Source organism: Flavobacterium sp. KACC 22761 (genome assembly GCF_034058155.1).
Classification (GTDB): domain Bacteria; phylum Bacteroidota; class Bacteroidia; order Flavobacteriales; family Flavobacteriaceae; genus Flavobacterium.
Window position 1 is genome coordinate 4,967,871 of the sequence record NZ_CP139148.1, and the last position, 14,771, is coordinate 4,982,641.

General features: G+C 34.7%; 15 protein-coding genes. 7 read left to right on the forward strand and 8 right to left on the reverse strand.

Features of this window, described 5'->3' with window-relative positions:
- The first annotated feature begins 58 nt into the window (after positions 1-58).
- The 4 genes from SCB73_RS20895 to SCB73_RS20910 all read left to right on the forward strand — a co-directional run bounded on the left by SCB73_RS20895 (position 59) and on the right by SCB73_RS20910 (position 2,538).
- On the forward strand, positions 59-424 hold the full coding sequence (locus tag SCB73_RS20895) for a hypothetical protein (RefSeq protein ID WP_320568095.1): 366 nt from the start codon (positions 59-61) through the stop codon (positions 422-424).
- A gap of 154 nt (positions 425-578) precedes the next feature.
- Complete coding sequence (locus SCB73_RS20900; protein WP_320568096.1) at positions 579-1,292, forward strand: endonuclease/exonuclease/phosphatase family protein; 714 nt, start codon at positions 579-581, stop codon at positions 1,290-1,292.
- Between the two features lie 5 nt (positions 1,293-1,297).
- Entirely contained in the window at positions 1,298-1,918 is a 621-nt protein-coding gene (locus SCB73_RS20905) for a class I SAM-dependent methyltransferase (protein WP_320568097.1), read from the forward strand.
- 53 nt (positions 1,919-1,971) lie between these two features.
- Positions 1,972-2,538 (forward strand): transglycosylase domain-containing protein, encoded by a 567-nt coding sequence (locus SCB73_RS20910; protein ID WP_320568098.1) that lies wholly within the window; start codon positions 1,972-1,974, stop codon positions 2,536-2,538.
- A gap of 49 nt (positions 2,539-2,587) precedes the next feature.
- Here SCB73_RS20910 and SCB73_RS20915 read toward each other — a convergent pair whose 3' ends face one another.
- On the reverse strand, positions 2,588-3,292 hold the full coding sequence (locus SCB73_RS20915) for a Crp/Fnr family transcriptional regulator (protein WP_320568099.1): 705 nt from the start codon (positions 3,290-3,292) through the stop codon (positions 2,588-2,590).
- Positions 3,293-3,445: 153 nt separating this feature from the next.
- Here SCB73_RS20915 and SCB73_RS20920 point away from each other — a divergent pair, with 153 nt between their 5' ends.
- Positions 3,446-6,961: a molybdopterin-dependent oxidoreductase gene (locus tag SCB73_RS20920; protein ID WP_320568100.1), complete on the forward strand. Its 3,516-nt coding sequence runs from the start codon at positions 3,446-3,448 to the stop codon at positions 6,959-6,961.
- A 278-nt stretch (positions 6,962-7,239) separates the two neighbouring features.
- Positions 7,240-8,670, forward strand: coding sequence for a rubredoxin (locus SCB73_RS20925; RefSeq protein WP_320568101.1), 1,431 nt, complete (start codon positions 7,240-7,242; stop codon positions 8,668-8,670).
- 437 nt (positions 8,671-9,107) lie between these two features.
- On the opposite strand, the gene SCB73_RS20930 is transcribed toward SCB73_RS20925, so the two are convergent.
- Positions 9,108-9,557: a hypothetical protein gene (locus tag SCB73_RS20930; protein ID WP_320568102.1), complete on the reverse strand. Its 450-nt coding sequence runs from the start codon at positions 9,555-9,557 to the stop codon at positions 9,108-9,110.
- On the opposite strand from SCB73_RS20930, the gene SCB73_RS20935 reads away from it, so the two are divergent.
- A complete protein-coding gene (locus SCB73_RS20935) occupies positions 9,547-9,768 on the forward strand; it encodes a hypothetical protein (RefSeq protein ID WP_320568103.1) in 222 nt (73 codons plus the stop codon). The two genes, SCB73_RS20930 and SCB73_RS20935, sit on opposite strands and share 11 nt — an antisense overlap.
- Positions 9,769-10,059: 291 nt before the next feature.
- On the opposite strand, the gene moaA is transcribed toward SCB73_RS20935, so the two are convergent.
- The 6 genes from moaA to cobA form a co-directional block, all read right to left on the reverse strand.
- Complete coding sequence (gene moaA, locus SCB73_RS20940; RefSeq protein ID WP_320568104.1) at positions 10,060-11,067, reverse strand: GTP 3',8-cyclase MoaA; 1,008 nt, start codon at positions 11,065-11,067, stop codon at positions 10,060-10,062.
- The gene (gene moaCB / locus SCB73_RS20945) at positions 11,054-11,968 is read right to left on the reverse strand and encodes a bifunctional molybdenum cofactor biosynthesis protein MoaC/MoaB (RefSeq protein WP_320568105.1); all 915 of its coding nucleotides are present in this window, start codon (positions 11,966-11,968) and stop codon (positions 11,054-11,056) included. The genes moaA and moaCB overlap by 14 nt, the downstream gene beginning before the upstream one ends.
- A gap of 9 nt (positions 11,969-11,977) precedes the next feature.
- Positions 11,978-12,409 (reverse strand): molybdenum cofactor biosynthesis protein MoaE, encoded by a 432-nt coding sequence (locus tag SCB73_RS20950; protein ID WP_263521595.1) that lies wholly within the window; start codon positions 12,407-12,409, stop codon positions 11,978-11,980.
- A 246-nt stretch (positions 12,410-12,655) separates the two neighbouring features.
- A complete protein-coding gene (locus tag SCB73_RS20955; protein WP_320568106.1) occupies positions 12,656-13,726 on the reverse strand; it encodes a HesA/MoeB/ThiF family protein in 1,071 nt (356 codons plus the stop codon).
- A gap of 10 nt (positions 13,727-13,736) precedes the next feature.
- Positions 13,737-13,976 carry a MoaD/ThiS family protein gene (locus SCB73_RS20960; protein ID WP_320568107.1) on the reverse strand — a complete coding sequence of 80 codons (240 nt, stop codon included), beginning with the start codon at positions 13,974-13,976 and terminating at the stop codon, positions 13,737-13,739.
- A 2-nt stretch (positions 13,977-13,978) separates the two neighbouring features.
- Positions 13,979-14,767: a uroporphyrinogen-III C-methyltransferase gene (gene cobA, locus SCB73_RS20965; protein ID WP_320568108.1), complete on the reverse strand. Its 789-nt coding sequence runs from the start codon at positions 14,765-14,767 to the stop codon at positions 13,979-13,981.
- Between the last annotated feature and the right edge of the window lie 4 nt (positions 14,768-14,771).

Here is a 14,771-nt window from a genome sequence, read left to right on the forward strand (position 1 = left end):
TTTTATATACATTAATTATTTATATTTGAAGCGATTAAGAACCCCAAATTCTATCCAAATGAAACCATTTCTAAAATTATCTTTGCTGACATTTATTGTCACGCAAACAGGCATCGCTGAAAAGTACGATGATGCCTTAGTTTCTAAAAACTCTGAAATTAATTTTGCAAAAACGCAAAAAAGAGGCATTAAGAAAAACAACATTGTTTATTATGTTGAAAATGATTTGCAAACCATTTCTGCTTACAAAAGGAAGAAATTAAAATGGCAGACCAATGTCATTTCAGTTTGTGGAAAACCAAAAAATGGAAATCCTGAAATTAGGTATGTTGGTTACAACACAAACAAACTACTTATTGTAATGGGAAAACATCATTTTGCAGAAATTGACGTTAATTGTGGCACGACAAGACTTGTTGGTTAAGAGTAGAATTATGATTAAAATACAGCTTTAATTTGCCTTTTTTCAATTTGAAAAAAGGCATTTTTTGTTTTTGAAGAAACTGATTTTAAATCTCTAAAATAATTATATTTGGTCAGCATTTCAGCTACTTATTTTCTTAAAAGCTATTTTATACATGAAACTCATCGCTTGGAATTGTAATATGGCATTCAGAAAAAAAGCAGAATTTCTTCTAGCTTACCATCCTGATATTGCTGTAATTTCTGAGTGTGAAAGTCCTGAAAAATTAAAATTTCCAACTAAAATACAAACACCAAAAGATACTCTTTGGTTCGGTACAAATCCAAATAAAGGAATTGGCGTTTTTTCTTATGGCGATTATCGATTTCGGCTTCTAGATTGTCATAACCCAGATTTCAAAAATATTTTGCCAATTGCCGTTACTGGTGGAAAAATTGATTTTATTTTGTTTGCCATCTGGGCAAATAATCCTAGTGATAAAGATGGCGCTTACGTAACGCAGATTTGGAAAGCGATTAATTACTACGAAGATTTAATCAAAGAAACCCAAACCATTTTAATTGGTGATTTCAACAGCAATACAATTTGGGACAAACCGCGTCGCGAAGGCAATCATACAACCGTGGTAAATAAATTAGCCGAAAAGAACATCTTCAGCACTTATCATAACTACTTCAATCAAATTCAAGGCAAAGAAGAGCATCCAACTTTATATCTTTATAGACACGAAAACAAACCCTATCATATGGATTATTGTTTTGCTTCAAATGATTTTATGGAAGTTTTGGAAAGTGTCGAAGTCGGAAATTATAAAGATTGGACAATGTATAGCGATCACAAACCTTTAATAATTAATTTCAATATATAAACCAAATGAACAACTGGACTCAAAGATGGGACGACCGTTACAAAACCGAAGATTTCGCATACGGCACAGCACCAAACAATTATTTACAAGAACAAATCGAAAAAATAAATCCCGGCGCTATTCTTTTTCCTGCCGAAGGCGAAGGACGAAATGCTGTTTTCGCTGCACAATTAGGCTGGGAAGTTTCAGCTTTTGATATTAGTGAAGAAGGAAGAAACAAAGCACTTCGTTTAGCAAAAAACAATGATGTTTCGATTGATTATCAAGTTGGAGAATTAGAAACTTTAGATTTTCATAACGAACAATTTGATGCGATTGCTTTAATTTATGCCCATTTTCCGGCAACGATAAAATCTGAAATTCATAGACAACTCGACCAACTTTTGAAAAAAGGCGGCATTATTATTTTTGAAGCTTTCAGCAAAAAGCATTTAGAATACGTAACAAAAAATGAAAAAGTTGGCGGACCAAAAGACATAGAATCTTTATTTTCAATCGAAGAAATCAAAGCTGATTTTCCAAATTATGAAATCATCGAATTAGAAGAAAAAGAAATCGAACTCAACGAAGGTTTATTCCATAACGGAACGGGTTCTGTAATCCGATTTGTGGGAAGAAAAAAATAAAAACACGACGTAGAGACGCACTGTAGTGTGTCTCTACAAAAAAATATTTCTGCATGTTCAAAAAACCATTAAAAATTTTTCTTGCAATAATAGTTTTTATGGGATTCTTAATCTCATATTTACTAAGCGATTTTAATCCTATTTATCAGAATAATGGATTTGTACACCTCTCAAACAAATTGAAAGAAGCACAAAGTGAGGATTTAAGTTCCTTTGTTAAAATTCAAACTGAAATTTACAAGAAAATGGAAGATCCAAAATGTCCTTGTGAAATTGCAACAAATTATATTGGTTCTTTTAGTGTTTACAGACATGGATATTCACCAACAAAATCACTTTATCAATTAAAAATTAAAAGAAAATATTCCAAGATGGATTGTTTTAAATTTCTTCTTCTAAATACTGATTTTAAACATGTATACGCAGATTCCACACGCAAAACTTTTGGTGTCAAAGAAGCTTCAAAATTCTATTTTAATAAAGATATTAAGGAATTAAACGAAAAAGAAGTACTAACTATAATTGCGATGTTAAAAAATCCAAGTCTCTATGATCCGATTAGAAATAAAGAAGGTTTAAAAAACAGAGTTCGAGTATTAGAGAGAATTTTACATAAATAAACATCTTATAACCTTTACAACTTTGTCTCTTTGTAACTTTGTCACTCTTTTAAAAATATTTATGCTCCATAATCTCAGAACGTAATTCTGAAACTTCCAAAATCCCAACACGTTTTCCTTCCGTTTTAATCAGAGCTTCTTTTTTAAGGCTAGACAAAATACGAATCGCCTGTTCTTCCGTCGTTCCGGCAAAATCTGCAATTTCCTTTCGCGAAAGCTCAATATCAATAAAACCATTTACCTGTCCGAATTTACGATAGATATAAAGCAGTAAATCAATTACACGTTCGCGGACATTCATGTGCGCAATCTTTCGGATATTGTTTTCGCTTTTGTTTAATTCTTCTGCATAAAACAACATTAAAGCATAAGTAAATTCAGGAACATGCTGTAAAATTTCCATCATAGTTTCGTTGCTGAAATTGCACAAAACCGTATCTTCCAAAGCATAAGCACCAATCAAATAACGTTTGCTCGTTCCGAATCCACGGAAACCAATAGTGTCGCCATTTGTAGTCAAACGCACAATTTGTTCACGTCCGTTAATTCCGGTTTTAACCGTTTTTACTTTTCCTGAACAAACAAAATAAAGACCTTGCAACGGTGCGCCTTCTGTAATAAACTGCTGCGATTTTTTGCAGACAAAACTATGTTTCTTCGATACATATTGCTTCATTTTCTCTAAATGCAAATGTTTTTTAATGAAACAATTTTCATTGGCACAATTATAACAAATAGATTGTTCTTCTTTCATGAGTTCCATTTTTCTGCCTTAAACGTATTTTTTGCTCCTAGTTTCTTTTCCTCAAAAATAATAAAAATAAAATTAAAAAATACGTATTTATACTTAAAAAATACTTATTTTTGTTTCAAGTTAACTAAGTGATTTATTTAAAACCGAACTGTAATGCAAAGTACCAAGATCAAAACTACCTGTTCCTACTGTGGCGTTGGCTGCGGAATAATCGTGACCAACGATGCTAAAAATGGTGTAATGGTCGAAGGTGATAAAGATCATCCTGTTAATAAAGGAATGTTATGTTCTAAAGGAATGAACCTGCACTACGTAGTTAATGACACCTCTGACCGAATTTTATATCCGGAAATGCGCGGAAGCAAAAATTATCCGTTAGAACGCGTTAGTTGGGATACCGCTCTTGACCGCGCCGCAGCTGTTTTTTCTTCTATCATAAAAAAACATGGACCAGACAGCGTTGGATTTTATATTTCGGGACAATGTTTAACCGAAGAATATTACTTAGTCAATAAATTGGTAAAAGGCTTTTTGAAAACCAACAACATCGATACCAATTCAAGACTTTGTATGAGTTCGGCAGTTGTGGGTTATAAAAAGACATTTGGCGAAGATTCTGTACCAATTGCTTATGATGATATTGAACTTGCCGATACTTTTTTAATAACAGGCGCAAATCCGGCTTGGTGCCACCCTATTCTATTCAGGCGATTAGAAAAACACAAAGAGAAAAACCCGAAAACTAAAATAATTTGTATCGATCCAAGACGAACAGATACTGCCGCTTTCGCTGATTTGCATTTGCAGATTATTCCTGGTTCAGACATTATTTTATATCATGCTATTGCCAGACGCATTATCGAAAAAGGTTATGTCGATCATGATTTCGTTAAAAATCACGCTGAAAATTTCAAACAATACAAAGATTTAGTTTTAGGTACTTCGCTTGAAAAAGCTTCGAAACTTTGCGGCATTTCTGTAAACGATATTAAGCTTGCTGCAGACATCATCGGAAAAGCAAAAGGATTCATTTCGCTTTGGGCAATGGGACTCAATCAAAGTGCTGTTGGTGTTGATAAAAATACAGCTTTGCTGAATTTATCTCTTTTAACCGGACAAGTTGGAAAATCGGGTTCTGGACCGTTTTCATTAACAGGTCAGCCAAATGCAATGGGCGGACGCGAAGTGGGCGGCATGGCAACACTTTTAGCTGCGCACAAAGACATTGCAAACCCGATACATCGAAAAGAAGTTGCCGACTTTTGGGGTGTTGACGAGATTTCAGATAAACCGGGTTTAACCGCAACAGAAATGTTTGAAGCCTTAGAATCTGGTAAAATGAAGGCCGTTTGGATTATTTGCACCAATCCGTTGGTAAGTTTACCCGATTCGAGAAGAGCCGAAAAAGCACTTCAAAATGCCAAATTCGTTGTAGTTCAGGATATTTCGCATAATGCCGATACAGCCAAATTTGCTGATTTATTATTGCCTGCCGCAGGTTGGCTGGAAAAAGAAGGAACAATGACCAATTCGGAGCGTCGTATTTCTTATTTACCAAAAGGAATTAATGCTCCGGGAGAAGCTTTACCAGATATCGAAATTCTAATTCGCTTTGCGAAAAAAATGAATTTCAACGGCTTCAATTTCAACAGTGCCGAAGAAATTTATAAAGAGCATTGTGCGCTCACTAAAAATACTAACATTGATATTTCGTTTCTAAATTATAACCGTTTAAAGACCGAAGGAACTTTTCAGTGGCCCGTTCCTGATTATAATCATCCGGGAACTCCTAGATTATTTACAGATAAAAAATTCTATACGCCTTCTGGAAAAGCGATTTTCAATTTGCCTGTTTCTATCGAAAATACTTCGGTTCAGCCAAATGACGAATTCCCGTTTATTTTAACAACAGGAAGAATTCGTGATCAATGGCACACAATGACGAAAACAGGAAAAGTGTCAAGATTATTAACCCATATTCCGAGTCCGGTTCTGGAAATAAATCCGATTGATGCTTTTAAAAATGACATTAAAAACGGTGATATTGTTACGGTTACGAGTAAAAACGGAGAAGTTCGTGTAAAAGCAAAAGTTACCGATTCGATCAAAGAAAAAGTCGTTTTCCTGCCAATGCATTGGGGAAAACAACTTGAAAATGATTTAAATAGAACCAATAATTTAACGAATACTGTCGTTGATCCAATTTCAAAAGAACCTGATTTTAAGTTTACAACCGTTTCGATTAAAAAATATGTAAAGCCATTTCAGAAAATTGCGATTGTTGGCGCTGGAGCGGCTTCTTTCCGATTTATTCAAAACTATCGCGAATTCAATTCAACAGATGAAATTATTGTTTTTTCTAATGAAGTAAATCCGTTTTATAACCGTGTTTTGCTTCCTGAATATATGACGGGAGAATTTAGTTGGGAACAACTTTTAAAAGTAAAAGACGGCGAAGCTTTCAGTAAGTTGAAAATCACTATGAAAGCTGGAGTGGCAATTGAAAAATTAGACCCAAAGCAAAAAACAATTATAGATAGTCAAGGCGAAATTCATACTTTCGATTCGTTGATTATGGCTACTGGAAGCCGTCCTTTTGTGCCAGAAAATGCGCAACTTCATCTTCCTGGCCGATTTACCGTTAGAAAAAAAGAAGATGCCGATCGTTTGAAAAAGCATTTGGACAGCACCAATCTTCCACCCGAAGAACAACATGTCGTAATTATCGGTGGCGGATTATTAGGATTAGAATTAGCCGCAGCCTTAAAACATAAAAAAGTAAAAACTACTATTATTCAGCGTGCTTCGCGTTTGATGGAACGCCAATTAGACCGAATTTCAAGCAAATTATTGGCCGAAGAAGTACAACTTCGTGATATTCAGATTTATTTTGATAATGAAGTCAGTACGGTTTTTGAAACTGATAACCCAAATGAAATCGAGATTGCTTTAAAGAGTGGCAAAATCATAACGGCAAATGCCATCGTATATACAATTGGAACTATTCCGAATATTGAAATCGCCCGAGAAAGCGGTTTAGCCTGCGGACGTGGTGTAAAAGTAAATCAGTATTTGCAGACTTCAAATCCAAATATTTTTGCTATTGGAGAAATCGCCGAATTCAACAATAAATTGTTCGGAATCACATCTGCCGCCGAAGAACAAGCCGATATTTTGGCTAACTTTTTAGCAGGCGATATCAGCAGTTATTATAAGGGTTCAATTTTGATGAATATTCTAAAATTAGAAGACATCAATCTTTGCAGTATTGGCGATATCGAAATTCCAGAAAATGACGATTCGTACGAAGAAATTGTTTTTGCCGATTTAAAAAAACGCTATTACAAAAAATGCATCGTAAAAAACGATCTTTTGGTTGGTGCCATTTTGATGGGAGATAAAAATGAGTTTGCCGAATTCAAAACCATGATTGAAAGTAAAATCGAATTATCAGACAAACGAAATACGCTTTTAAGAGGAAGCTCAAATGCAAAACCGGTTTTAGGAAAATTAGTGTGCTCCTGCAGTCAAGTTGGAGCCGGAAATATTGAGGAAACGATTAAAAGCGGTGTAAATGATTTCACTGAATTATGCAAAAACACAGGCGCAGGTTTAGGATGCGGAAGCTGCAAAACTGAAGTTAAAGAGATTCTTGCAAAGTGTAAATAGGTTCTTTCAGTTACTATACTTTGAGCATAAATTTTAACGCAAAGAGCGCAGAGGTTTTTCGCAAAGTTTCGCAAAGTATATTTAATAAGTAGCCAAAGGTTCACAAAGCTTTGACAATAGATTTTAGTCCAGCTTTGTGAACTTAAAAAAAAAAATTTCACACACAGAATATAAACCTTAAAAAACTTTGCGAAAGAACTTTGTGCCCTTTGCGTTAAAATCAACACAATCCAAAACCTGAAACCTGAAACAAAGAAAACCTGAAACAAAATGAAAAAATGGAACTAACACGATTAATAGTAAAAGGAGGCGTCATATCGCCTGGAGAGCTTAGAGAAATTGTAGACATGGCAATGGATCAAGGTTTGGACTCAATTTCTTTTGGATCAAGACAAGATATTATTTTCCCGAAAGGCTTTAAAGATCTCGATAAACAAGATTTAGGAAAACACCATTTTGTTTATCCCGATCAAAAAAGTGGCAACAATATCGTTTCTTCTTATGTTTCGACTGATATTTTCAGAAATACGAACTGGCTTACGGGAAATCGTTTTTTATATATTTTAGAAGAGTTTAAAGAACAACCAAAACTTAAAGTCAACATAACCGATCCGAAACAGCAATTAGTTCCTTTGTTTACAGGGCATTTGAATTTTATTGCTTCAGAACATGAAGATTATTGGTATTTGTACATTCGTCTTCCAAAATGGGAGAAAATGGAAGTTTATCCTGTATTGATTTACAGCTGGGATTTGGCGAAGATTTACTACGAAATCGAAAAAATAACCGATGAAGGTTCTGTTGATATTGAAATGCTTTTTACTTTAGTAAGCGAAGCATTAGACACTAATAACCGAACAATCGACAAACCATTGAATATTCCGTTTTATCCATTTCCATATTACGAAGGAATGAATAGAATGGGAATTGATCAATATTGGCTTGGATTATATTGGCGAAATAATTTATACGATTTAGATTTCCTAAAAGAAATGTGCGATTTGTGTTTTGAATGCAAAATCGGAAAAATATGTATCACGCCGTGGAAATCTTTCATTATAAAAGGAATTCCCAAAGATAGAAAACTGGAATGGGAAAAATTTTTGGGAAAAAGAGGAATCAATGTCCGTCATTCATTATTGGAATTAAACTGGCATTTGCCTGTTGCAATGGAATGGGCTTTGAACCTAAAAACTTTCCTCGTTAGAACATTAGATCAATTTGACATCAGCACGTACGGATTGAATTTCGGAATTTCAGAATACAATCGCGACGGACATTATTTTACTTCGATCGTTATCGAAAAAAATGAACTTCCGCAAGCTTTAGAATCCATTAAAATCAGAGATACTTACAATGTCTTGTTTGCGAAGAATTTCGACCCAAATACACGTGAATATATTGTGCATTCGCAGGATATCGATAAATTAGAACTTCCAACCATTTTAATTGAATTAAGTCGCAAATATTTTGATGAACTCGGAAATACAGCTTCAGAAACAACTGAAAATCCGCAGAAAAAAGAAAAACCACAATTAGACATTTACCAATGCCAAGAATGTTTGACGCTTTATAATCCTGAATACGGCGATGAATCACAAGGAATTCCGAAAGGCATTTTATTCACAGATCTATCCGAAACCTATTGCTGTTCTCTTTGCGAAGCACCAAAAAGCAATTTCAGGATTTTGGAACTTGTAAAAAATTAATTCAGAACTTCAGAATATTTATTAGGAGCTAATCCCGCTGTCCGCTATATCTTTTGTGCCGAACCCCGGCACAAAAGTATGCCGCTTCCATCGGGGCTAGGGCACTCGTTTTCAAAAGAAAACTTTGAAATATTTGAGATTTCACAGCTTGTCAGGCTGAGCGAAGTCGAAGCCCTTTACACTTAGCCTTCGCTCAGAGTGACAGCACTATTTACCATTCACCATTCTCAAATATCCTTCGTTTTTTCATGTAGAATTGTTAAGAGATTTCAGTATAAATTTCAACTAAAAAGGCTAACTATTTAATTGTCAGTAATTTAATTTTAAAAAAAAGTAAAAAGCTTAACATTAGGACGCTTGTTTTATAATTATCTTTACTTAACTGTAAATTAACAATTTAGTTACATTGTTACTAAAATACTCATCCAAAAGCACATTTATATGGAAAACAAACCCGAAGAAATTACGCCAGAGAAAATCGATTCTCCAGCTACAGAAACCACAAAACCAGTTGCCGAAAAGCCTGCAAATACAACTGCTGCAAAAGCACCCGTTCGTAAACCTGCTGCGCCAAAAACAACTACAACTGCTAAACCAGCTGCTTCAACAACAGCAAAACCGGCTACAACTGCTAAGTCAGCCGCAACAAGAACTACTGCCACAAAAGCACCTGCAAAACCTGCCGCAAAAACAGCAGCTCCTACAGCAACAGTAAAACCAGCTGTACGCAGAACTCCAGCAAAAAAAGTATTAACTCCTGTAGTAAAACCTGCAGCTATTGAACCAGTATCAGCAGTAAAAGAAGAAACTTCAACAGAAGTTGCCACCACAGAAGAAAAAGCTAAAAATAAATCTAACGATAAAAAAGCTAAAAAGGTGAAAGACAAAGAAAAAGACAAGGCTAAAAAGAAAGCGGCTAAGCTAAAAGAAAAAGCAAAAAAAGATAAAAAGAAAGAGAAAGCTAAAAAAGCAAAACAAAAAGCTGCTGCTAAGAAAAAAGAGAAAGCTAAAAAAGCGAAGGAAAAAGCGAAAGCATTAAAATTAGCAAAAAAGAAAGCAAAGTCTAAAAAAAAGGCAAAAGCTAAAAAGAAAAAATAATAATTTGAAGAAGGTTTGACTTTAATAAAGTTGAACCTTTTTTTTACTCATTTTTTGTCATTTCGACGAAGGAGAAATCACACTAGAAACTCTGCAAAGAAGATCGCCAATCTTTGTAGAGTTACTCACGGAGATTCCTCGTTCCTCGGAATGACAAACTATACGGATTAGGCTTCTCCCGAGACCTCGGGATCGCTCAGCCAGACAACCTTTATGTCACCCTGAGCGAAGTCGAAGGGCTTATAATAACGAGTTACAATTCACAATTAACAATTAACAATTGACAATTGACTATCCCCCAATCGCAATCATACTACGATTATCAAAATGAAGTGCAGGATCATCCATTTCATGAATTGTGGCCATTCCAGCGCGTACTTTCTTTTTATTCTGAATCGATTCTGAAATTAAATCATTGATTGATTCCCCATTTCTAAAAGCGGTCAGCAAATCGGTTTCTGAATTCGAGAAAAGGCAGTTTTTAATTTTTCCGTCAGCCGTCAAGCGAATGCGGTTGCAGCTGTCACAAAACGGATTTGTAATAGAACTGATAATCCCAAAATCGCCTTGAAAATCTTTTATTTTATAATTTCTTGAAGTGAAGTTTCGTTCATCTTCTAATTTGTGAATTTCTTCAGAAAAAAATTGTGTTTCCACCAATGATAAAATCTCTTTTTGTGAAACCATTTTCCTTCTGTCCCACTCGTTTCCTGCAAAAGGCATAAATTCGATGAAACGTACCGAAATTGGCAGAAACTGAGTCAGTTTGACAAAATCGACAATTTCGTTATCATTAAAACCTTTAATCAAAACCACATTTACTTTGACCTCAAAATCATGATTCAAAAGCAAATGCAAATTATCAATTACTTTCTTAAACTGATTTCTAAGTGTTATAGAGTGAAATTTAGAAGAAACCAAAGTATCTAAACTCAAATTGATTTTTTTGACACTAAATTGCTTTAAAACGTCTATATGGCGATCAATTAAAATGCCGTTTGTTGTAATTGAAAGTGAAACATTAAGATTTGATAATTTAGAAACAATTTCAGGAAAATCTTTTCTTAATAAAGGTTCTCCGCCTGTTAATCTTATTTTGTCAACACCATTTTTTACGAAAGTCTGGGCAATTTCAAAAATCTCATCAGCCGTCATTAAACTAGCTTTTGGAGATAATACGATTCCATCCGCTGGCATGCAATACGTACAACGCAGATTGCATTTTTCCAGTAACGAAATACGCAAATAATTATGTTTGCGCCCAAAACTATCCATCAAAATTGTGTTAGAGGCTGTCATGGTTTTTTCCTTTTAAAATATGAAAGACGTGCATTACGTGTGGGAAAACAGCATCCATTGATTCTCGTACGCCGTTTGTCGAACCTGGCAAAGCCATAACCAAGGTTTTTCCCAAGGTTCCAGCAACACTTCTCGAAAGCATTGCATATGGCATTCTCTGTTGGCCATAACTGCGGATTGCTTCTTCAATTCCAGGAATTCTGCTTTCTAAAATTGGTTCTAAAGCTTCGGGCGTTACATCTCGTGGAGACAAACCAGTTCCGCCAGTAAAAATCACCAACTGATTTTCTTTAGCGAAAGCTTTTGTTTTTTCCTGAATAATATCCAATTCATCTGGAATGATTTCATAATGAGAAGTTTCAACTCCGTATGAATCTAATTTTTCTACAATTGTTTTACCCGAACGATCCTCTTTATCTCCTGCAAAAATCGAATCAGAACAAACAAAAACCGCCGCTTTTATAGCATTCGGAAATCTATTTTTGAAAGACGATTTTCCGCCTTCTTTATTGATTAATTTGATCGTCGAAATCTCGATTTCTTTATCAATCGGTTTTAGCATATCGTACATGGTCAATGCCACAATTGATGCACCATGCATCGCCTCAACCTCAACTCCGGTTTTATAAACCGTTTTTACTTTGAAAATAATATGGATTTCTAAACCTTCGATATTATATTCTACAGCAGTAAATTCAATAGGAAGCGGGTGACAATCCGGAATAGATAAATGCGTGTTTTTTACCGCAAATAATCCTGCCGTTTTTGCCATTTCAAACACGTTACCTTTTGGCACTAAATTGTTGACAACAGCATCAATTGTTTCTTGTTTACTGACTTTTACAATTGCCGTTGCAGTTGCTACTCTCAAAGTGCTTATTTTATGCGTAATATCTACCATTTTAATTTCTTAGGTATTTTGTTTCCAAGTGAATGTATCGTTTTCAAACATTTCTTTGCCAAAAATCGGCACATCAGTTTTAATCCAGTTTACAATGGCTTCTGTAGCCTCATAAACTTGTTTGCGTCGCGTTGCCGAAACAAAGACAAACAAACAGATTTCGCCCGCTTTCACAACGCCTAAACTGTGATAAATATGCATGCAGGTTAAGTCAAACTTCGCAAAAGCTTTTTCACGGATTGCATACAACGCTTCATTCGCCATGTCTTTATACGCCGAATAATCAATTGCTACGACGGTATTATCGTGAATGACATCGGCACGAACTTGTCCTAAAAAAATATTATGCGCACCAATTGTATGTTTCGATTGATGTTTCGCAATCGACTCGGCTATAAATTCAGGAGCAATTGGTCCTTCTACAAATACATTTTTACTCATTACTTTATGTTTTTTTTAGCCACTGATTACACAGATTATACGGATTTTTTCTTCTGCCACGAATTACTCTAATTTTCACTAATTGAATTCTATAGCAAAGAAGTTAACCTCAATATTGTCATTTCGACGAAGGAGAAATCTTCGCAAGAAACTCCACACAGTAATTCGCTAATCTTTGTCGAGCTACTAACGAAGATTTCTCCTTCGTCGAAATGACAAACTAGATGGATATTTTAAAATCTGTGGCTATAAATTTATTTCTTCTTTCAATAAACTCTTCATTGCCAAAGCACCTCCAGCAATACTTTTTATATTTTTAAATTGATGTTTTTGAAGCAATTCGACTGCTATTTTACTTCTTATTCCGGATTGGCAGAAAATATAAATCGTTTGGTTTTTATCTAACTTTTCAATTTCATTTTCCAAATGCATCAACGGAATTTTTATTTGATGTTGCAAACTCATTTTTGGTAGTTCATCTTCGTTTCTTACATCCAAAAATAAAATGCCATCATTGTTTATTTCTTCTAAAATCAATTCAAAACTTATTTCTTTAATTTCAGATTTATTGTATTTTTCTTCGAATGATTCTCTGCTTATTGACAGAAAATCACTTTTCTCAAAATCATACTTTTGCTGTTCATTGTTCAAAATATTATAAACCAATATTTTACCACTTAAAACTTCTCCAATTCCAAGAATCATTTTAATGACTTCATTGGCTTGAAGCATTCCAATAATTCCAACCGAAACTCCAATTACTCCCGCGTCTTCACAATTTAAAGCATTCGAATTTTCATCTGGATACAAACATCTGTATGTTGGCCCGTTTTGATAGTTGAAAACTGAAACCTGTCCCTGAAATCTAAAAATCGATCCGTAAACCATTGGTTTATTGATTACCAAACACGCATCGTTAATTAAATATTTAATTGAAATATTATCGGTCGCATCAACAATAATGTCATATTTTTCAAATAATGGAATCGCATTTTTTCCAGATAATTTTTCAGAAAAAGCATTGACTTTTATTTCCGGATTTAATTCTGAAATCATCGATTTAGCTTCTTCAGCTTTCGATTTTCCAACTGCAGAAGTTTTATAAATAACCTGACGATGCAGATTCGAAACTTCGATCACATCATCATCCACAATCCCGATTTCACCAATTCCTGCTCCTGCTACATAAGGCAAAATTGCGGCACCCAAACCTCCGGCTCCAATTATCAAAACTTTTGATTTTGATAATTTATGCTGGCCTTCCTCTCCTATTTCGGGAAGAATTGTTTGTCGGTTATATCTCGGTGCTACTTTCATAATTCTTTAATTATCCTCCCGCAAATGGTGGCAACAAAGCTACAATATCACTTGTCTGCAAAGTATAAGCTGAAGCTTTTGAAACTATTTTTTGATTTACTGCGACACTGAAAGTCAGGGATTCAAACTGATATTTTTCGTTCAAATCCTGCAATAATTTTTGCAATGACAATTCTTCTGAAAAAGATAATTTTTCAAATTCGCATTTTGTTTTTTCGGCAACGGCTCCAAAATATTTAACCTCAATCATTTTTATAAATTTAAATTTTGAAAAATGAATTCATCATCAAAATGTTCTTGAAAATACTCGGTCAATTTTGATGTATTTTTCACGACTTCACCAATCACGATAATAGCTGGTGATGATATATTTTTTTCGGATACCAATTTAGTAATTGTGCTAATAGTTCCAATCACTTTTTGTTCCGAATTTTTAGTTCCGTTTTGAATTATGGCAATTGGAAGATCGTCATTTCTATTTTCTTGATAAATCGAAATGATTTCATCCAATTTATGCATTCCCATTAAAATCACAACCGTCGCCGCCGATTTTGATGCTAAATGAATATCTTTTGACAATGCATGATTAGATGTTGTTCCTGTAATTACCCAAAAACTTTCGGCAATTTTGCGCTGTGTCAAACTAATTCCCGCAGTAGCCGGAACGCCCAAAGCCGAGGAAATTCCAGGAACAACAGCAGTTTCCAAGCCAAATTTTACAGCATAATCGATTTCTTCGCTTCCTCTTCCAAAAACAAAAGAATCACCGCCTTTTAAACGCACAACATGGCCGTAGCGGTTTGCCATCGAAACAATCAAATCGTTAATCTGGTCTTGTGTATAAGCGTGACAACCTAAACGTTTTCCAACAAAAACAATTTCGGCATCTGATGCGTACTCTAATAATTCTTCATTAACCAACGCATCATACAAAACGACATCGGCGTTTTCTAAAGCTTTAATTGCTTTTAATGTAATCAATTCAACGTCACCTGGACCTGCGCCTACGATCGTTAATTTTGGGGTTTTAAAATTTTGCATAATC